This window comes from Cohaesibacter haloalkalitolerans (assembly GCF_003574655.1).
Classification (GTDB): Bacteria; Pseudomonadota; Alphaproteobacteria; order Rhizobiales; family Cohaesibacteraceae; genus Cohaesibacter; species Cohaesibacter haloalkalitolerans.
Genome location: NZ_QNUM01000002.1, coordinates 491,443 through 510,141 on the forward strand (window position 1 = coordinate 491,443; position 18,699 = coordinate 510,141).

Consider the following 18,699-nt stretch of genomic DNA (forward strand, 5'->3'; position numbering starts at 1 on the left):
GATCACCTCCCATAAGGTTCAAGAACCAGATCGCGGGTCACGATGATCCGGACCGGGAAACCTGGCCGGATGGTGAGTGTTGGTGCGATCTGCAATTGGCGTTGAATGATTTGCTGGCCTGCATCGTTGATGGTGTCCTGAGCCCCATCCTGAATGGCCCGGATCAGCCGATCCTCGTCGTCGCTTGCCAGCTCAGCACCAACGGACAACAGCGTGGAAAGGCCGGCTGCTTTCATCAGATCCCACCAATGATAGTCGACGCCATCTTCCAGACCTGCGTAGCCACTGGCATCAGCACCCGGCAAGCGTTCAAGGACTATTGAGCGACCATTGGAAAGGATCAACCGGTTCCAGACCAGAAGCACCCGGCGCTGACCAAAGGCGACACCATTGTCATACTGCCCGATAAGGCGCGTGCCTTGCGGGATGAGTAGATGGGATCCGGTCGGGCTATCATAGATGGGTTCCGTCACCTGCGCGGTGATCTGGCCGGGAAGATCGGAACGAATGCCTGTGATGAGAGCCGCCGGAATGACCGAGCCAGCCTGAAGAATATAGGGTGAGGCCGGAGCGGCGATACGATCCGCTGCAACGGTCTGGCGATCTATCGCACCGTTAAGGAAAGACGCATGTCGATCTTGCGACCCAGCCAGACTGGATTGCGGCATGGCATTTTGAGGGGACCCTTGATCCAAACGAGTGTTGCTTTGAACGGTTTGGAAGAACACCCGGCTCATGCGAGCGGCCTCCTCTTCGGCCAGCCTTTTTTCTGCTTCCGCATCTTTGGTGGGAGATGTGATCGAGGGTGGTTCGACCGGCTCCCCTCGCCGTTGCGCGGCAAGAATGGGACGCCCCAGATCACCGGGAAGAGCCGGTCCGAGAATGGGGCCGGTATAGTCAGCAGGCAGGTTGCTGAGACCATCTGCGCTCGGCCTGTTCTGGGTGGAATAAAGCTCTTCTCGGGTGGTATCTCTCTGCGGTGTCTGCAAGGCATAGATCAGCGCCCCACCGACGATGAAGAGCGCGACGGCACCGACCGAGGCCAGCATCTTGCGCGACAGGCGGGTCACTCGTGGCGGATCGGCACGCAGGCGCATCGGTTCCGTCTTGTCATTACTTGTCATGACGGATGCCTCCCTGCGAACCCTCGAGCTTTGGTGCTGGAGAATGCGGAGCATTGGTGCGCCGGATCCTGACCGTCTGTTGGGTCTTGCCGCTGCCCAGTCGCAGTTCGGCAGCTCCGAACAGACGATCAACAATCAGGATGTTCTGATAGACACGGCTGTTGGTGATCTCCGGTTCTCCATCGGCCCCGAGGACGAAGAGTGGCGGCATTTCGCCCTGAATGATGCCGCGCGGGAAGACCACATAGACATGGCGGCCATCGTCAAAGACAGAGACCGGACGCCAGGGTGGCCTTTGACCCTCTATGGCATAGCGATAATGGCGGGCGGATACGGCAGGGATCGTTGGGGTTGCTGGCAGCTTTGACTTTGCTTTAGCCGTTTGCGGATAGGCCCAGGCGACGGAGGCCATATAGGAGGTTTCGCTAGCTCTCAGTTCAAGCATATAGCTGCGCCGATCTGTGGTGACGACCAGATTGGTCGCGATATCAGGACGCGTTGGCTTGACCAGAATATGTACGCGGGCGCTATTCCCTGCCCCACTCATCGTATCACCGATGATCCAGCGAGCCGTATCACCGGCAGCGATCGGCCCGGTTCCGGTCAGGCTCTCGCCAGGTTCGAGCGCAATATTTGTGATCTGGCCGGGCGCTGCATAGACCTGATAGAGGGCGCCCTCGCTCCAGGGATAGATCTGAATGGCGTTATAATAGCCTTCGCGACGGGGTTCGATCCGTGCTGCCGCATTGGCATTGTCGATGCGTCCGGTTGGGCTATCCGCCTTGTTACCACCATGAGCCACCTTCCAGACGGGAGGTTTATGCAGGGGCTTCAGCATATCATCGTCTGCGGTGAGTTTCGGCGATGGCGGCAAGGATGGCACGGTGTCATCATAGCTGAATTGAGGTGTGCGGTTGCTGGCACAGCCGACAAGCAGCGAGCCAGAGACAATCAGCAAGACCAAATTGCGTTGACGGGCTGTCGGGGTTTTCATTGGCTCATCTCCCGCGACCATGAGAGTGCGTTGACATAGATACCGAGGGGATTGGCACGCAAGCGCTCCACGTCTCGCGGCATCTGGATGACGATGGTGAGGATCGCGGTCCAGCGTTCGGTCCGGGCCAGCTGGCCATTTTCATAATGGCGCTCGATCCAGGCGACCCGGAAGCTATCTGGCGAAGCGCGGATGACACTGGAGATTTCGACGGCGACCTGTCCCTTGCCAACCCGATCGAAGGGATCGCTGGTACGAGCATAGTCATTCAGTGCCGTTGCTCCCCGGTCGGTGGTGAATTCATAGGCGCGGAGCCAGTTCTGACGCACGATGATCGGATCGGCAGAGAGGCCGCGAACCTCTTCAATGAAGCGGGCCAAATGCCATGCGATTTGCGGATCGTTTGGCAGATAGTCCGCCAAGGCAGGCTCGACCAGTTGGGCCTCGCCAAGCTTATCAACCTCTACGACCCAAGGGACCACGGTTCCCCGGGCAGATTGCCAAACAAGAGCGGAGGCAAAGCCAATGCTGAGGAACAGGCTGCCAAACGCCATATAGCGCCAGTTGCGTGCCTGAACGCGGGCGGATCCAATACGCTCATCCCAGATCTGGGCTGCCTTCTGGTAGGGCGTTTCGGGTTGAGGGCTTTTGCCATAGTGGGTGGTGGATCTTTTAAACGAGTTCATGAGCGGTCACCGGGTTGGAGATTGATCGAGGCACCGGAATTGTGGGCGTCACCGGAGCGAACAGCATGGGCAGCCATGGTGGTGCCGTGACTGAGCGCCTGTTTGCGCTGCATCTGTCGCGCCCAACCGGGAGGGCCTGCAGCATCAGAGGAAGGGGCTGAAGGCGCGCCGATGGTACCCATGGTTGATGAGCCACCTGTTGCCTCGAAGCTGCTGCGAACACCTTCGGCGAAGCTTGTCTGCAAGCTGTTGGCGGCTTTGACTGCGCCCCGTTTCAAGGGAGATGTGGCACCAGCGCCTGCGGCTCGCGCGACGCCGGATAGGCCGGAGGCTACGCCGGACGCGCCGCCTTGACCGGCAGAGCCAAGGCGATAGGCCGTGCTGGCCGCCCCAGCTGCAGCCGAGCCAGAAGATAAAGCAGCCGCTCCGCCCCGGGCAGCAAGAAGCCCCGCCCCACTGGCAGCGGCGCCACCGGCAAGCATCAGGCCTCCAGCAGCAAGACCGGTGCCGACGGCCGACCCTGCGCCCAACTGCGGTCCGCCCGAGACGAGACCTGACGCAATTCCGGGACCGAATATGCCAAGTCCCAAAAGAGACAGAGCAGCAAGGACAATCGCCATGGCGTCATCGATGGTGGGTGTGATGCCGCCAAAGCCCGCGGTGAATTGGCCAAAGAGGGTTGAGCCAATACCGATGACAACGGCGAGAACAAGCACCTTGATGCCGGATGAGACGACATTGCCGAGCACGCGCTCAGCCATGAAAGCGGTTTTGCCGAAGAGGCCAAAGGGGATCAGCACGAAGCCAGCCAGCGTTGTCAGCTTGAACTCAATGAGCGTGACAAAGAGCTGAATGGCGAGGATGAAGAAGGCGAGCAGCACGAGTACCCAGGCAAAGAGCAGACAGGCGATCTGAATGAAATTCTCAAAGAAACTGACCCATCCCATGAGATCGGAGATAGATTCCAGCAAGGGACGTCCGGCATCAAGACCGATCTGGGCTACCTGCCCGGGGCGCATGAGATCGGCGGCGCTGAAGCTGGTACCAGATCCCTTGAGCCCAAGCCCGGCGAAACTTTCAAAGACGATTTCGGCAAGGCTGTTCCAATTACTGATGAGATAGGCAAAGACGCCAACAAAGAGGGTTTTCTTGACCAGCCGAGCCATGATGTCTTCATCGGCGCCCCAGCTCCAGAAGAGCGCTGCCAGTGTGACGTCAATGACGATCAGCGTGGTTGCGATGAAAGCCACCTCACCGCCAAGCAGGCCAAAGCCGCTATCGATATAGGTGGTGAAGACTCCAAGGAAATTGTCGATAACACCGGTTCCGCCCATCATTCCTGCCCTCCGGTATTCGAAGGCAGTTCTGACGTGGTCGGTTTCCCGAGGAAGCGATCCCGCGACCTGGCCCATGTTGCCAGACAATCAGCATCGGTTGCCGCCGCCTCCCCCATTTGCTGGCAACGGCGCAGCGTAGACCGCAAAGGATCCATGGTCGGCTGAAGAGATGGAACAGAACTCTCTTGCAGCGGCTGCTCTTTTCGGCGCATCTCGATCATGGTTGCCGTCATGGCGATTGCGACAAAGAGAATGGCCGCCAGTCTTATTGCGGTTTTGCTGTTCATGAGTGCCCCCGCTTGTCTTGTCAGTTGTTGAACATGCGGGCATTGCCCTGCTGATAGCCTGAGCCCGGCGCAAGGAAACGCTGACGCTGGACGCGCCCCTGTTCTGCCGCCGTTGCACGCTCGGCTTCGCTCAGAGCGGTTGAGCGACCATTGGCCGAGAGCATGGCAATGAGATCTGAGAGCTGCTGGGACTGCAGGGCGAGGATCTGGTTGCCCGCCTGTGTTGCCTGTAGCGCACCGGTGGCGCTCTGGCTTTGTCCAACCAGCGAAGACATTTCGGATCGGTTGCTGTCGATGTTGGAGACAACACCGGCCTGAACGCGCATGGCGTCCTGAAGTCCGGCAACCGTATTCTCCCAGCGGGTTCGTGCTTCGGTGATAAGCTCTGCGTCCGTTGCCGAGATTTCTATGTCGCCATAGCGTGAGGTGAAGGCGTCATCGATGGCATTCACATCGAAGGCGATATTCTGGGCGTCATTCAGAAGCTGCTGGGTCTGCTGCAGGCTTTGCTGCAATTGCTGCAAAGAGGAATGGGACAGACTGGTGAGATTGCGGGCCTGATTGATCAGCATCTGCGCTTCATTCTGAAGGGACGTGATCTGATTGTTTATCTGCTCGAGCGCCCGTGCCGCCTGCAGGACATTCTGCCCATAATTGGTCGGGTCATAAACGATCCAGGCTGCGGAAACGGTTGGCACCAGAAGCGCGGGCACCACGACAGGAGCCGTCATCAGAGCGGTTGCCAATCGTAGCGCAATTGTTCGGGATGTTCGAATGGTCATCAGTGCCCTTCCTTGTCATTTGGGTTGCGGGATGTGCGGGAGATATTGGTGAGATCAGGAATGAGGTCGGCCGCCCAATCGAGCTTGCGAAGACGCAGCCAGGCTTGCAGAAACCCATTCCGCCCGACTTGGCCGAAGAGTCGGTCAATATCGGCTTGAGCGGACTTGGAAGAAGCGGCGCAGAGGGCGAGACCTATTTCGCTCAAGCCCAAATCGAAAAGCCGGTTGCCGCGTCTGGACTGGCAATAATAGTCCTGCTTCGGCGTGGCTCGAGCGAGGATTTCGATCTGCCTGTCATTAAGACCGAAGCGCCGATAGATGGCCGTGATCTGGGGTTCAACGGCGCGCTCATTGGGTAGCAACAGCCGGGTTGGGCAGCTTTCGATGATGGCGTTGGCAATGGCACTGCCGTCAATATCGGAGAGGCTTTGCGTTGCGAAGACGACGCTGGCGTTCTTTTTCCGCAGCGTCTTCAACCATTCCCGCAACTGACCGGCGAAGGCATCATCATCAAGCACCAACCATCCCTCGTCGATAATCAGCAAGGTCGGGCGACCATCAAGACGATCGCCAATGCGGTGAAAGAGATAGGACAGGACTGCGGGGGCTGCGCCGGTGTCGATCAAGCCTTCAATCTCGAAAGCCTGCACATCCATGGTTCCGAGTTCTTCACTCTCCCCATCAAGGAGATGACCATAGGCCCCTCCGATGCAATAGGGCCGCAAGGCCTGCTTGAGATCGTTGGATTGGAGCAGGACGCTCAAGCCGGTAAGGGTGCGTTCTTCGACGGGTGCGGATGCCAGAGAGGTCAAAGCGGTCCAGAGATATTCCTTCACTTCCGGAGTGATCTCGAGGCGCTCACGCGCGAGGATCGCGACGATCCAGTCGGCTGCCCAAGCCCGCTCATAGGTGTCATGAATGGCTTTTAGGGGTTGGAGAGCAATGGGCGTTTCCGGTTTTGTTGCCAGGCTTCCGCCCAGATCATGCCAATCGCCTCCCATGGCAAGGCTTGCCACCCGGATGGATCCACCAAAGTCAAAGGCGAAAACTTGTGAGCCCTGATAGCGACGAAACTGCAGGGCCATCAGGGCGAGGAGCACTGACTTGCCTGCACCCGTTGGCCCGACGACGAGCGTATGACCGACATCGCCGACATGAAGGGAAAGCCGAAACGGTGTGCTGCCCTCGGTCTTGCCGTAGAGCAATGGGGGCGCAGCGAGATGATCGTTCCGTTCCGGCCCCGCCCATACGGCAGACAACGGAATCATGTGCGCGAGATTGAGGGTCGAGATTGGCGGTTGCCTGACATTGGCATAGGTGTGACCGGGCAAACTTCCAAGCCAGGCATCCACGGCGTTGAGGGTTTCGGTTTTGGCGACGAAATCCCTTCCCTGAATGACCTTCTCTACCAGTCGAAGCTTTTCTTCCGCAGCATTGGGGTCCGCATCCCAGACGGTGATGGTTGCCGTGACATAGGCAACTCCGGCAATATCGCTACCCAACTCCTGCAGCGCCATATCGGCGTCAGCCGCTTTGTTGGCAGCATCGGTATCGACCAATGCCGATTGCTCGTTGGTCATCACTTCGCGGAGAATGGCAGCAATGCTCTTGCGCTTGGCAAACCATTGCCTGCGGATTCGTGTGACGAGGCGAGTTGCTTCAGTCTTATCGAGAAGGATTGCCCGTGTGCTCCAACGATAGGCAAAGGACAACCGGTTGAGTTCATCAAGAATGCCGGGCGTGGTCGCGGTTGGGAAACCGGTGATCGTGAGGATCCGCAGATGCTGGTCACCGAGGCGCGGCTCCAGACCTCCCGTCAAAGCCTGATCGGCGAGCAAGGCATCGAGATAGATCGGCACCTCCGGAACACGAACGGGATGCCGGTTGGTTGAGACGGTGGAATGGAGATAGGACAGGGTTTCGGCGTCGTCGAGCCAGCGGCATTCGGGCATGAAGCCATCCATGAGGGCCAGAATGCGATTGGTGCGATCCATGAAACTGCGCAACAGCTCGTGCGGATTGACGCCAGTTTGCTCGCGGCCTTCATAAAACCAACCTTCTGTCCGGCTGGCATCCTCCGCCGGGGGCTGCCAGAGAAGGGTCAGGAGATAGTCCGTGACAAAATGCTCCCTGCCCGTATGATTTCGCCCTGTGCCTTGCCCCTCGCCTTCAAAATCTGCCTTGCGCTCGGCATCGACCAGAGCCGAGGCGGCGTCGGGGAAAAGGCTGTCCGGATAGGCTGAAGAGGGATTGCGCTGCGCTTCAACGAAAATGCTCCAGCCGGAGCCGAGACGACGGAAGGCATTGTTGATGCGGGCAGATACGGCAACCAGCTCGGCTGCCACTGCTGAGTCCAGATCCGGCCCCCGAAACTTTGCGCTTCGCTGAAAGCTCCCATCCTTGTTGAGCACCACGCCAGCCTCGACCAGCGCGGCCCATGGCAGATAGTCCGCAAGCCTGATGTTTCGGGTTTGGTATTCGGCAAGGTTCATCATCGCAAGGTTCCGTCAAACAGTGAGATGCGCTGGAATGCGCAAATGTTGGCGACCGACATCGACAAAGAGCGGGTCTCGCTTTGCAGCCCAGACCGCCAGAAAATGGCCGATCGCCCAAATGAGAAGACCTACCAGCCAGAGGCGCAGACCAAGACCCATGGCTCCAGCGAGCGTTCCATTGAGGATGGCGATGGAACGGGGTGCCCCACCGAGCAGGATCTGTTCGGTCAAGGCCCGATGGACGGGAATGGAAAAGCCTGGCACGGCATCAAGCTGTTCGAAGGCACTGGCCATCAGACAAGCGCTCCGCCGCCGAAAGAAAAGAAAGACAGAAAGAAGCTGGAAGCGGCAAAGGCGATGGATAGGCCAAAGACGATCTGGATCAGTCGCCGGAAACCACCTGAGCTGTCGCCAAATGCCAGCGTCAGGCCGGTCACAATGATGATGATGACCGCAATGATTTTGGCGACCGGCCCCTCCACGGATTCAAGGATGGACTCAAGGGGAGCCTCCCATGGCATGGAAGAGCCGGCCGCCCTTGCTGCGGGGACAAGCAGCAAAGCGGAGAAAACGGAAGAAGCAAATATGGTCGCACATCTGCGAGCGGACAGAAATTGGGGGATCATGCGCGATCTCCTTTTTTATGGAAGGCTGAGGTGATGTGGTAGGAGCCGTCGGATTGCAGGCCATTAACGCGGGCGAGCTCGACCAACCGGCGGGCTGAACCACGTCCAGAGAGGACTGCGACAAGATCGATGGTTTCCGCAATGAGGGCGCGTGGAACGGTCACAACGGTTTCCTGAATGAGCTGTTCCAGACGATGGAGCGCGCCAAGCCCGGATCCGGCGTGAATGGTGCCGATGCCACCGGGATGTCCGGTTCCCCATGCCTTGAGCAGATCGAGTGCTTCTGGCCCTCTGACCTCTCCGATAGGGATCCGGTCAGGACGCAGCCGAAGGGACGAGCGCACCAGATCCGAGAGGGAGGCCACACCATCCTTGGTTCGCATGGCGACAAGGTTGGGAGCGGCGCATTGCAATTCGCGGGTGTCTTCGATGATGACAACGCGATCGGCCTCTTTGGCAACCTCGGCCAGAAGCGCATTCGTCAGGGTCGTCTTGCCGGTCGATGTGCCACCGGCAACGAGAATATTGGCTCTCGAGCGGACCGCATTGCGCAGGATGTCGGCTTGCCAGTCTTCCATGATGGATTGGCTGACATAGTCATCGAGCGTGAAGATCGCAACGGCGGGTTTGCGGATTGCAAAGGTCGGCGCTGAGACCACGGGTGGAAGCAAGCCTTCGAAACGCTCACCACTTTCGGGGAGTTCTGCCGAAACACGTGGACTGCGGGCATGAACCTCTGCCCCGACATGATGGGCAACCAGTCGGATGATCCGCTCACCATCTTCAGCGGACAGGATTTCCCCTGTATCGGCAAGGCCCTCGGACAGTCGATCAACCCAGATGTGACCATCCGGGTTCAGCATCACTTCGATGATCCTGTCATCGCGAAGATGATGCGCAATGGCTGGCCCAAGGGCGGATCGCAGCATCCGCGCACCGCGTGCAACTGTTTGGCTCTCAGGCTTTGCAACAGCCTCGGATTGTGCGTGATTTCCTGTCATGCTTGCCCCGCTCAAGGCGAGGCATACCCTTTGCGCCTCGCGTCGGGGTCAATTAAGAAAACCGGATTGAGCGGCAAGACAATAGCCTTTTCCCTGAATGCGGGGATGGGCGAGAAGCGACGGCAAATGGGATAGGCTTGAAACAGCAGCTCAAGCCATAACTGTTATCTCAGAGCTCACTGTCGTCATTCTGATTCTGACTCCCGTCCATAGCTTCATCGGGCAGGTCAAAGCCTGGTTCTGCCGGGATGTCGAATGAAACCTCTCGCAGGAAACGATCACCCTTGGCTATTCTGCGACCAAGATTCTGCATGAAGGCGTCAAAGCGTTCTGCTCCCTGTGCCCGAGCTGACGCCTTGGCATTGTCGGGCAAAGGAGGTGTCACCGATAGCCAGAAGCGGATGAAGAGAGACATGGTCTCGCCGAGAATGGCAACGTCCTGCTCCAACCCTCCGATCTGCCTCCCTACCCTGTCGAGCCGACGGGAGAGTGCTGCTTCCATATGCTCGGCGCTGTCGCCAGAAAGAAAGGAAGACACGGCGGCTTCGATCACCGCCGATTTGGAAACATTGCGTCGCATCGCCAAGGCTTCAACTTGGCTCAGCAATTTGGGATCGAAATAGACATTCATGCGGGTTCGTTTCATGCAAGCCTTCCTATAGCTCGATACCGTCGTCGGGGTTCATGGAGGCCTGCCGTGCAATCATCCGAGTAAATTGGCGCATGGATTGCCGCAAGGATCTTGCCTTGATGGCTTCGCTATCGGGTTCATCATCGAGAATGTCGAATTCATGAGAGGCAGGCTGTGTTGGCGACATGATCTCTTCGTGCTGTGGCAACTCCGGCTCACGCCTTATGCCTGCATTAGCCCCATCCTCTTCGCCGACGGAGTTGGCGCTTCCTCCCAGCACACCCGGAGCCTTGATCACGTGACCAGCCCATGCACCATCGCTGGATCCGTTCGCATCAAAGCGATGGCTCATATCTGGAGGAGAAAGAAGCCGTTCAGTGAAGCGAACATCCTCATAATAGCGGACCTTTCTTGCCCTGATGGGGGGCGTTCCCGCGAGCATGACGATTTCATCGGCGGGCGGCAATTGCATGACCTCGCCGGGCGTCAGAAGCGGTCGGGCGGTTTCCTGCCGAGACACCATCAGATGTCCGAGCCATGGTGCGAGCCTGTGACCGGCATAGTTGGTTGAATCGCGCAACTCGGTTGCTGTTCCCAGGGCATCGCTGATGCGTTTGGCCGTTCGCTCGTCATTGCTGGCGAAGGCGACCCGGACATGGCAATTATCGAGAATGGCATTATTCTGCCCATAGGCCCGTTCAATCTGGTTGAGAGACTGGGCGATCAGAAAGGACTTGAGGCCATAGCCTGCCATGAAGGCAAGAGCCGATTCAAAGAAGTCGAGCCTTCCGAGTGCCGGGAATTCATCAAGCATCAGGAGCAGTCGATGGCGCTTGCCCGCGCTCTCGAGCTCCTCTGTAAGGCGGCGTCCTATCTGGTTGAGAATGAGCCGGATGAGAGGCTTGGTTCGATTGATGTCCGATGGGGGCACGACGAGATAGAGGCTGACCGGTTTGTCAGCACTGACGAGATCGGCGATGTGCCAGTCACATCGGGAGGTCACTGTGGCAACGACGGGATCTCGATAGAGCCCCAGGAACGACATGGCGGTACTGAGGACACCGGAGCGCTCATTTTCGGATTTGTTGAGAAGCTCTCTTGCGGCTGATGCAACAACCGGGTGGGTCCCGGCATCTCCGAGATGCGGCGTTGTCATCATGGCATGGAGTGTCGTCTCAACTGTCCTTCGTGGATCGGAAAGGAAGTTTGCAACACCTGCGAGAGTCTTGTCGGCTTCCGCGTAGAGCACATGCAGGATGGTGCCGACCAGAAGGGAATGGCTGGTTTTCTCCCAGTGATTGCGCTTGTCGAGACTGCCTTCTGGGTCGACGAGGATATCGGCGATATTCTGGATATCCCGGACTTCCCATTCACCCTTCCGCACCTCGAGCAGAGGATTATAGGCGGAAGAATTGGGGTTGGTCGGATCAAACAGCAGGACACGGCCATGCCTCGCGCGAAAGCCTGCGGTCAGGTTCCAGTTTTCTCCCTTAATGTCATGGATCACTGAGCTTCCGGGCCATGTCAGCAAAGTCGGGATGACCAGGCCCACGCCCTTGCCGCTTCGGGTTGGCGCGAAGCAGAGGACATGCTCGGGTCCGTCATGGCGTAGATAGCCCTTGTCATGGTGGCCAAGGATAACGCCATCTGGATCAAGCAAGCCTGCTGCGTATATTTCTTCGTCTCTTGCCCATCGTGCCGAGCCATATGTTGCGACCTCGTGACTTTCTCGCGCCCGCATGATTGCCATGAGGATGGCAATGCCAATCGACAATATGCCGCCCGATGCTGCGATCAGAGCGCCTTCAACAAAGATGTCGGGAGCATAGGCGTCGAAGGTGAACCACCACCAGAAGAAGCTGGGTGGATAGTGGATCGGCCAATCGCCTAGCCTAAACCAAGGGCTTCCAAGCTGGATCTGGAACCCCAACCGCCAGGCTGTCCATTGGGTCGCCAGCCAGACCATCATCAGAATGACCGCAAGGACGAGCGCAATCTGGCCCCAGAGAATACGGCTGCCACGCATGAAGGCTCCTCAGAAAAAGAAAGAGTTTCCAAAGAAGCAGCTACGGTCATGCCCTTGGCAAGAGTGGTCGCGAGTTGAGCGAAGAAACGGATAGGCCAGAGGGCAAACCGGACAAACTCGCAGAACGCCTGCGTTCAGAGATTTCTATGGGTCTGTCTTGTCCGGATCCATATTCATCGCGAGTTTGAGCAATCGAGACATGGCAGGGTTGTGATTGTTTGGCGACCAGACGACGGAGAAAGTGATCTGGTCGGTTTCGTCATGGATGGGTTTGAAGACAACATCGCGGGCTCTCAACAAAGAGGCTTCCTTGAGAAACAGCGAAATGCCACATCCAGCTTCGATCATTGAGAGCAAAGTGCCATAGCCAATTTTCAATTTGAGGATTTCGGGTATGGGCCAACGGCCCATGGACCGTGCGATGATCAGATCATGGATCTGAGGACCTGTGCCTCCGCGCCGAGTAAGGAAGGTCTGCTGCGCCAGATCCTTCCATGTGATTTGCTTCTGGGTCGTAAGTGGGTGGCCAAGAGGCAAGCCGACCAGAATTTCATCGCTCCAAATGGTGCGGGAATTGAGATCGGGGATTTCCTGATTGCAAGCCATGAAGGCAATATCGAGCTTGCCTTCCCTCAACATGAATAATGCTTCCCGTGCGGTGCCTTCGGAAATCTCGAAATGCACGAGGGGCGCTTCCTCCTTGAAGCGCTTGAACAGGCGATCGAGAAAGCCGCCGGGAACAAGGGAATAGATGCCGACACGCAAATCGGCCTTCTCCCCTCGAGCCCGGCTCCCTGCACATAGAATTGCCGCTTCCAATGTTTCCAACGCACTATCGACTTCCGCCACGAAATGACGTCCGGCTTCCGTGGGCTGAACGCCATGGGTCGAACGCTCAAAGAGCAGGATCCCCAGCTCCTGCTCCAAGTCCCTTACTCTCATGCTGACACTGGATTGGCTGACGCCGAGTGCACGCGCTGCCCCTTGAAAGCTGAGATATTCTGCGACTGCCAGTGTTTGAATGAGCGCAGTCATCGGCACCCGTTTGCCGAGAGAAATGCGGGCAAGCAGTTTGGTCCTGCCACGTTTCATAGGCGACCCTCCTGCCGATCTAGAATTTCACTCCAATGCCGACATTGATGATGCTCTGGGAAGGATCGGTCGTAACGGGGGTGGAGCCGAAATTGACAGTGCTGTCCTGATAGTCGTTGTATCGGTACTCCAGTCGCCCGAAGATACTTTTTGTGAAGGCGAAGTCCAGCCCGGCACCAAGCGTCCAGCCATGGAAGGTCATGTCTTCGTTCTGGGTGCCAGAGAAGTCGGCATTCATGCCGGTGTAGCCGCCCGACACAAAGACAAGTGCACGATCCATCGTATACCCAAGCCGCCCACGGGCGCTCCAGTTCATGCCGTTCTGGAATTTCAATCCTCCTGTTTCATAACTGGACCAGTCTTTACCTAGGTCAGCTTCAAAGCCCGCTAGAAATGAGGGTGAGAATATCCAGTTGTACCCAGCGAAACCGCCAATGCGCGCCCCTTCATGGTCATATGATGTTGAAACAACCCTTGTGAAGCCGGGGAACATCAACGGGAATGATACCTCGGCATCATTCCAGCTGTAGCCGCCGTAAGCTCCGACATATGAACCCTCCCAGAGATTGGGGGCATAGCGTTTTGCATTCTCAACGACTGGGTTAGGTGCTGGCAGATCTGCGGCAGTCGCCAGAGAAGGAACCATAAGCGCGCAAACGCCATGCATGAGGAACAATCGTTGAAACATCTGGATCTCCATTTGATGTGAATGATGATTTTTTGAGGAATATGAATTCGGAAGTTCAGGAGGTCGCAGCCATCAGCAGCTTCAATCGGTGCAAAGCCTGAAAGACAGCTTCCCTCAATTCGTTGTGCTTGCAGTCAGTCCCAATGACCTTCTGTGCTGCAACAAAGACCCGACGCCATCTGGCCTGTGCTTCGCGGGTATTCCGGTGCAGGTGGATCGCCCCGAAATTCTGATCGAAGCCGATAAGGTTGGCCCGCGCACAAAGGAGAGGAGAGAAAGCCTCGACGACCTCAGCCACCAAAATCCATCCCAAGACAGTCGACGCATTTGCCGCCGCCAAGGACGGCTGCATTGGACGGATGTCTGGAGGAGGGTTTCCAGTCAGGTCGGAGAGATCCCAAGCCAGAGCCGTCACAAGTGGGCCATTGTCGATTTCATCGAAGTGGGGCTGGAGAGAAGGCGACAAATATGCGGGCTGGAGATGCTGACAAAACTGGTAGTAAATCCGGAGATAGCGAAGATAGTGCTCATGGCCGCCAAACAGGTTTATATCCTGAAGCAGGCCAATCAGGCTCGCTTGAATGGCCAAGACGAGATTGATGAGAAATTCGTCGTCTTTGGCAATCTGCCTGCCAGTTCCGGCAATCGTCAGCGGTATTTCCGGCGCAAACGAAACATCAAACTCATTTAGACTGGTCATTGCTCAACTCCTTTCGAAGACAGACTTGCGTTTTGAGATCCGGAAACGCGCTATTGAAAGAAGTTGTGCTTGATCATGAAGAGCATGTTTTCATAGGCTTGCTCGGCACCTACCAGAAGCCGTTCTTCGTCAAGATCGGAAAAGTCAGCCGCATCGAGCGCCGCTGCAAATTTCCTCCAGTGAAGCCCGCACAATTCGGCATTTTGAGACAGGTGGCCTGCCCCACAGTCTTTCGTCAGCCCTAAAAGCGCGATCTTGTGCAGGTAGAAGGCTGAGCCAAGTTTTGCGCTTTCGGCGACATACAGCCAGCCAAGGGCGGTTGGAATATCGACCTTGCAATCTTGGACAAGTGGCAGTTCCAGTCGCTCACCACCAAGATCGACAATGTCGCGGCGGATAAGGGGTAACCGGCGCCTCTGACGAATATCGGGTATGATCGGCAACAGACTGCGGCTGGTGTAATAGATGTCTGTCAGATAGTGGAACCGATATTGTGATTTCAGGAATTTGAGATATTGCTCGCGTGTTGTGAACGGATCGATCTCCATGATCAGCTGATCGAGCATTTCCTGAACCGGATTTACCGTTCGCCACAGATTGTGTGTTCTCGATTTTGGTTTTGCAGGGGCAGTTGTCGGAGCAGTCCCAATATTCATTGAATCACCTCAGTTGTCACACGCAAGGCAATTTCACTTTGTTTGAACTGCTGCAACTCAGCCCTCCTGGCAGCATCCTCACGGAGAAGTGATGCCAGAAGGGCCTCGTTGTCTGCCCACCGCATATTTTCGCCGCCCCGGCCCCACACCGAGGCGGCCCACTCCGGCACCCTGTGACCCGCGTCCCCTCGCTGGTTTCAGCCTTCGCTAAAAGGCAAAGGCGAACAAAAGTCACGTCCGTCCAGAGTGTTAGAGGAAGACCCTTTTTCCCTCACCGTATGATTGAAATCGGCAAGAAAGGAAGGATCGGTGCAAACAATTCTATTTGGATAGTCGCGAATAAAATAAAATCGCGTACATCACCACCCAAAACAGCAGCAAATAGGGTACGAAAAGACAGGAAATACTCAATCTAATCGTCAGCTCACCCCATTGAGTTCAAACTATTACATGAAACAAAATTACTAATTCTGAGTTTTACAAATTAATACGTAGAGTTACTACTTGCCATAAGTAGTAAAAGCAGATATCTGAAATCTACGCCTGTTGCTAAGGTGATATAGAATAAGGCTTTTTCGCCGCTGAAACAAAATTAGTAATACTGTTTCACAGAAAAAGTAATCGCCGCAGCCACGCGGACCAGGGCGGATTTTCGAGTAACAGTATTACGAGAAACCAGTGCCATCATTGGCAAGAGAAAGCCCCACAGGTAATAAATGATAGAAAATGGTATGCGGCTGTATGACCAATACAACAACCGCCTTTATATTAACCCCGAAGAGAGGGATCGATTTATCGAGGCAGCCAGCCAAAGCGATTGTGATATCCGATCCTTCTGCCTGACCCTGCTTTATACAGGCATTCGTCTCACCGAAGCGCGAGAATTGACGGTAGCAGCTGTACAACTGGATTCACGGCTGATTTCTGTCCGGTGCCTCAAAAAACGAAACAGACATGTGATGCGGGAAGTCCCCATTCCTCCAGCTCTTGTCGAGGCACTTGAATGCGTGCATGGCATCAGAACCATTCAGAAGAATATGGTTCATGCTCACACCAAATTCTTGTGGACCTACAATGGCAGACCCCTGGCCAGAACAACGGCCTACCGCTGGGTCAAGCGGGTGATGGATGACGCCGGCATTGTCGGTATGCAGGCAAGCCCCAAAGGACTACGGCACGGGTACGGCATTCATGCTATCCGTTCCGGTATTCAGCTTCATATGCTGAAAAAATGGATGGGACATGCATCCATGAATACGACCGCAATTTACGCAACTGCAATCGGTAAGGAAGAGCTTGCTCTTGCTGATCGGATGTGGTGATCCACACATGACTTTTATCACCTGCCAGAGGACCAATCGGCGATGATGAGAGACAAGGCCGGAGGCTCCTGAGCCTCCGGTTGAAGCGGTCCGGATCAAATACCCAGCCCCTTTTGCCGACCGAACTGCCATGACACAGTTCCTCCACGCATCTGGCCATGCACCTCCCGACCCAATTGCCGATCCATCACGGGGCGCCAGGGCACAAGCGTGAATTCATGGGCCTTCTCAATGAGCGCAAATTTTCCACTTGCGAGCTGTCGGGTAGCCGTAAAGGTCCCTTTAACATTCTCACCATCGCGGGTAGGCCTGAATGGCAATCCACTGCTTGCAGATAGCTCGGCACCAACACGGCTCACTTCTCTTTCTTGCAGGACTGATAGAAGATTGCGCCGATATAGAATGCGGCCATTGCGCTGACGCGTGGCATCCCCCTGCTCGATCAAATGCTCCCGGCGGGCCGCCATGGCGTCACGCACTTCAATGCCAAACCCCGACGGGGATAGGTCTCCTGCGTCCGTCGCCAGCAAACGTCTATCAAGCCAGGTCGCCCCATCAGATCCGATCTGCGTTTCGAGGTCAAAATTCGAGAGGATACGGATCCTGGTCTGGCAGTTTCGGCTTGCGTTGAAGGCTGAGACTCTTTCCTCAAAGTCGGCAGAGATACGCCAGCGATCAGCGTCGATGCGCTCAACAATACCGGCTCGCCGCAAGACCTCTAGTCTACGGACGTGTGCAGCGACATAGGTTTCGTGATCACTGCCTTTGTCCAAATGCTCCAGATGAATGCTGGGGTGGAAGATGCCATTGTCTGCGAGCGACGCGATTGTTCTGTCCGAGCTTCGAAGGCCGACCTCTGCTGGCCCTATCTCAATAACACTGCCAATCCGCGCATCTTCGATCATCTCGGGACTGATCCCTGAGACGTGATGTGTATGACCATCAATGGCATCGATAACAAGGCTGATCCTGTCGCCAAGTTCATCATTCAAATAATTGTCTAGGATGCGACCGACGATCCGTTTCGGGGTGGGAGCGTCATGGATTTCGAGAGCCAAAGGGTCCCTGACCATGCCCTCAGCCTTTAGCGCCTTTTGCATCGTGCGGATGATGTCCCCTCTTTCCCCGATCTCCCGCAATGTTGCCGCGAGGTCTGGCTTTAGCTCCCAGACGGCAGGGTCCAGCTCCCTGGCCAGGCCCATCTTTGCGAGTTTTGAGAGGCGGCGTAACCGATGGCTCCGATCAATGCTGTTTGACGTCTCATCATCGCCCTGCCTCAGATCGACAAGATTGTTGGTCGTATTATCAATCAATGCTCGGTCTATCCGGGTGAAGCGGTCTTGATCGATCTCCCGTACGATCTTGTGGCGTTGTTCAAGCTCTGAGACGAGCCCCAATTCCAGCGTCGCCAGCTCGCTTGCCCGCTCGCGAATACCATGGGCGAGATAGTCACCATTGATCACCAGGTCCTCGCCCAGCTCATCCACCCCTCGGATGATGACATGCACATGGGGATGGCCGGTATTGTGATGGTTGACCGCCACCCAGTCCAATCTTGTTCCGAGATCAACCTCGATGCGGCTCATGAGGTCACGGGTGTAACCGGCCAAATCAGAGAGTTCAGCCCCATCCTCGGGAGATACGATCAGCCGGAACTGATGGCGGTCTTCTCGGCCACGTTCCAGAAATATGCCGCCGTCACAGTGATCCTCTTCTGCGGAATATAGCTGACCACGTTCACCATCGCGTGCTGTGCCATCACGCTGAATATAGCGCAGGTGAGCAGCCCCCCTCCCATTTCTGCCGGCCTCGCGCACATAACGCGCCTTGACGATGACGCGGCGCATTCCGGGTCGACTGTATCGCCAGCCACCGGATAGTGAGCGCGACCTGGCAAAAGCGGCTCCTCTACCCCGCTTGACGCCAGGGCCAATCTGTCGGCCTTCCGGCCTGCCTTTGATTTTCGCAGCCCCCGAAAGCTGGGCCGACTTTGATGGTCGGTTACGATGCTGGCGAGCGATCTTCTTCGCTACTGTTAGAAAGCTCTTCGCCTTGCCAAGCCTTGGAATATCGGAGCGCACAGAACCGGCTTTTGGCCGGAAGCTCCTTTCATCATCAATTGCCATGGACCGCTCCGGATCTTTGCTCAACGGCCCGTTGGTGCCGTCAAGATTCCCAACAATTCAGTGCCTTAAAAATACCAGTGGCACCAATTCTCATAAAACAGGGTGCCACAAGGCAGCCGCTAACCG

The 18,699-nt window shown here is 56.5% G+C and carries 18 protein-coding genes; 1 reads left to right on the top strand and 17 read right to left on the bottom strand.

The features are described from left to right. Positions 1-2: 2 nt before the first annotated feature. The 16 genes from DSL70_RS06110 to DSL70_RS06185 all read right to left on the bottom strand — a co-directional run bounded on the left by DSL70_RS06110 (position 3) and on the right by DSL70_RS06185 (position 15,035). On the bottom strand, positions 3-1,124 hold the full coding sequence (locus DSL70_RS06110) for a TraB/TrbI/VirB10 family type IV secretion system protein (RefSeq protein ID WP_119307001.1): 1,122 nt from the start codon (positions 1,122-1,124) through the stop codon (positions 3-5). Beyond that, positions 1,114-2,118 carry a P-type conjugative transfer protein TrbG gene (gene trbG / locus DSL70_RS06115; protein WP_119307002.1) on the bottom strand — a complete coding sequence of 335 codons (1,005 nt, stop codon included), beginning with the start codon at positions 2,116-2,118 and terminating at the stop codon, positions 1,114-1,116. Before trbG ends, DSL70_RS06110 begins: the two co-directional genes overlap by 11 nt. Continuing rightward, the gene (gene trbF, locus DSL70_RS06120) at positions 2,115-2,804 is read right to left on the bottom strand and encodes a conjugal transfer protein TrbF (protein WP_119307003.1); all 690 of its coding nucleotides are present in this window, start codon (positions 2,802-2,804) and stop codon (positions 2,115-2,117) included. Before trbF ends, trbG begins: the two co-directional genes overlap by 4 nt. Further along, a complete protein-coding gene (trbL, locus tag DSL70_RS06125; RefSeq protein ID WP_119307302.1) occupies positions 2,801-4,138 on the bottom strand; it encodes a P-type conjugative transfer protein TrbL in 1,338 nt (445 codons plus the stop codon). The genes trbF and trbL overlap by 4 nt, the downstream gene beginning before the upstream one ends. Beyond that, positions 4,138-4,428, bottom strand: coding sequence for a putative entry exclusion protein TrbK-alt (gene trbK-alt / locus DSL70_RS06130; protein ID WP_119307004.1), 291 nt, complete (start codon positions 4,426-4,428; stop codon positions 4,138-4,140). Before trbK-alt ends, trbL begins: the two co-directional genes overlap by 1 nt. A gap of 20 nt (positions 4,429-4,448) precedes the next feature. Beyond that, positions 4,449-5,210, bottom strand: a complete 762-nt coding sequence (gene trbJ, locus DSL70_RS06135; protein WP_119307005.1) for a P-type conjugative transfer protein TrbJ — start codon at positions 5,208-5,210, stop codon at positions 4,449-4,451. After that, positions 5,210-7,705, bottom strand: a complete 2,496-nt coding sequence (trbE, locus tag DSL70_RS06140; protein ID WP_119307006.1) for a conjugal transfer protein TrbE — start codon at positions 7,703-7,705, stop codon at positions 5,210-5,212. Before trbE ends, trbJ begins: the two co-directional genes overlap by 1 nt. A gap of 12 nt (positions 7,706-7,717) precedes the next feature. Next, positions 7,718-7,999, bottom strand: coding sequence for a VirB3 family type IV secretion system protein (locus DSL70_RS06145; protein WP_119307007.1), 282 nt, complete (start codon positions 7,997-7,999; stop codon positions 7,718-7,720). Continuing rightward, a complete protein-coding gene (locus tag DSL70_RS06150) occupies positions 7,999-8,331 on the bottom strand; it encodes a TrbC/VirB2 family type IV secretion system protein (RefSeq protein WP_119307008.1) in 333 nt (110 codons plus the stop codon). The genes DSL70_RS06145 and DSL70_RS06150 overlap by 1 nt, the downstream gene beginning before the upstream one ends. Continuing rightward, positions 8,328-9,332, bottom strand: coding sequence for a P-type conjugative transfer ATPase TrbB (trbB, locus tag DSL70_RS06155; protein ID WP_119307009.1), 1,005 nt, complete (start codon positions 9,330-9,332; stop codon positions 8,328-8,330). The genes DSL70_RS06150 and trbB overlap by 4 nt, the downstream gene beginning before the upstream one ends. Before the next feature lie 169 nt (positions 9,333-9,501). Continuing rightward, entirely contained in the window at positions 9,502-9,978 is a 477-nt protein-coding gene (locus tag DSL70_RS06160; protein ID WP_119307010.1) for a ribbon-helix-helix domain-containing protein, read from the bottom strand. 10 nt (positions 9,979-9,988) lie between these two features. Then, on the bottom strand, positions 9,989-11,989 hold the full coding sequence (locus tag DSL70_RS06165) for a conjugal transfer protein TraG (RefSeq protein WP_119307011.1): 2,001 nt from the start codon (positions 11,987-11,989) through the stop codon (positions 9,989-9,991). Positions 11,990-12,133: 144 nt separating this feature from the next. After that, the gene (locus DSL70_RS06170) at positions 12,134-13,081 is read right to left on the bottom strand and encodes a LysR family transcriptional regulator (protein ID WP_119307012.1); all 948 of its coding nucleotides are present in this window, start codon (positions 13,079-13,081) and stop codon (positions 12,134-12,136) included. A gap of 19 nt (positions 13,082-13,100) precedes the next feature. Beyond that, complete coding sequence (locus tag DSL70_RS06175; RefSeq protein WP_162916401.1) at positions 13,101-13,769, bottom strand: outer membrane protein; 669 nt, start codon at positions 13,767-13,769, stop codon at positions 13,101-13,103. 55 nt (positions 13,770-13,824) lie between these two features. Then, a complete protein-coding gene (locus DSL70_RS06180; RefSeq protein ID WP_119307014.1) occupies positions 13,825-14,469 on the bottom strand; it encodes a heme oxygenase-like domain-containing protein in 645 nt (214 codons plus the stop codon). Between the two features lie 50 nt (positions 14,470-14,519). After that, positions 14,520-15,035, bottom strand: coding sequence for a biliverdin-producing heme oxygenase (locus DSL70_RS06185; protein ID WP_162916402.1), 516 nt, complete (start codon positions 15,033-15,035; stop codon positions 14,520-14,522). Positions 15,036-15,841: 806 nt separating this feature from the next. On the opposite strand from DSL70_RS06185, the gene DSL70_RS06190 reads away from it, so the two are divergent. After that, a complete protein-coding gene (locus DSL70_RS06190; protein WP_119307016.1) occupies positions 15,842-16,447 on the top strand; it encodes a tyrosine-type recombinase/integrase in 606 nt (201 codons plus the stop codon). Between the two features lie 95 nt (positions 16,448-16,542). Here the strand turns inward: DSL70_RS06190 and DSL70_RS06195 are convergent, their stop codons facing one another. After that, positions 16,543-18,573 carry a DUF3363 domain-containing protein gene (locus DSL70_RS06195; protein WP_119307017.1) on the bottom strand — a complete coding sequence of 677 codons (2,031 nt, stop codon included), beginning with the start codon at positions 18,571-18,573 and terminating at the stop codon, positions 16,543-16,545. Between the last annotated feature and the right edge of the window lie 126 nt (positions 18,574-18,699).

What these genes read in the sequence shown, in the direction of transcription:
- DSL70_RS06170 (WP_119307012.1), bottom strand. Translation starts at nt 13,081, where the DNA reads ATGAAACGTGGCAGGACCAAACTGCTTGCCCGCATTTCTCTCGGCAAA.
- trbJ (WP_119307005.1), bottom strand. Translation starts at nt 5,210, where the DNA reads ATGACCATTCGAACATCCCGAACAATTGCGCTACGATTGGCAACCGCT.
- DSL70_RS06160 (WP_119307010.1), bottom strand. Translation starts at nt 9,978, where the DNA reads ATGAAACGAACCCGCATGAATGTCTATTTCGATCCCAAATTGCTGAGC.
- trbB (WP_119307009.1), bottom strand. Translation starts at nt 9,332, where the DNA reads ATGACAGGAAATCACGCACAATCCGAGGCTGTTGCAAAGCCTGAGAGC.
- DSL70_RS06110 (WP_119307001.1), bottom strand. Translation starts at nt 1,124, where the DNA reads ATGACAAGTAATGACAAGACGGAACCGATGCGCCTGCGTGCCGATCCG.
- DSL70_RS06145 (WP_119307007.1), bottom strand. Translation starts at nt 7,999, where the DNA reads ATGGCCAGTGCCTTCGAACAGCTTGATGCCGTGCCAGGCTTTTCCATT.
- trbE (WP_119307006.1), bottom strand. Translation starts at nt 7,705, where the DNA reads ATGATGAACCTTGCCGAATACCAAACCCGAAACATCAGGCTTGCGGAC.
- DSL70_RS06175 (WP_162916401.1), bottom strand. Translation starts at nt 13,769, where the DNA reads ATGTTTCAACGATTGTTCCTCATGCATGGCGTTTGCGCGCTTATGGTT.
- DSL70_RS06165 (WP_119307011.1), bottom strand. Translation starts at nt 11,989, where the DNA reads ATGCGTGGCAGCCGTATTCTCTGGGGCCAGATTGCGCTCGTCCTTGCG.
- DSL70_RS06185 (WP_162916402.1), bottom strand. Translation starts at nt 15,035, where the DNA reads ATGCTCGATCAGCTGATCATGGAGATCGATCCGTTCACAACACGCGAG.
- DSL70_RS06150 (WP_119307008.1), bottom strand. Translation starts at nt 8,331, where the DNA reads ATGATCCCCCAATTTCTGTCCGCTCGCAGATGTGCGACCATATTTGCT.
- trbG (WP_119307002.1), bottom strand. Translation starts at nt 2,118, where the DNA reads ATGAAAACCCCGACAGCCCGTCAACGCAATTTGGTCTTGCTGATTGTC.
- trbF (WP_119307003.1), bottom strand. Translation starts at nt 2,804, where the DNA reads ATGAACTCGTTTAAAAGATCCACCACCCACTATGGCAAAAGCCCTCAA.
- trbL (WP_119307302.1), bottom strand. Translation starts at nt 4,138, where the DNA reads ATGGGCGGAACCGGTGTTATCGACAATTTCCTTGGAGTCTTCACCACC.
- trbK-alt (WP_119307004.1), bottom strand. Translation starts at nt 4,428, where the DNA reads ATGAACAGCAAAACCGCAATAAGACTGGCGGCCATTCTCTTTGTCGCA.
- DSL70_RS06180 (WP_119307014.1), bottom strand. Translation starts at nt 14,469, where the DNA reads ATGACCAGTCTAAATGAGTTTGATGTTTCGTTTGCGCCGGAAATACCG.
- DSL70_RS06195 (WP_119307017.1), bottom strand. Translation starts at nt 18,573, where the DNA reads ATGGCAATTGATGATGAAAGGAGCTTCCGGCCAAAAGCCGGTTCTGTG.
- DSL70_RS06190 (WP_119307016.1), top strand. Translation starts at nt 15,842, where the DNA reads ATGATAGAAAATGGTATGCGGCTGTATGACCAATACAACAACCGCCTT.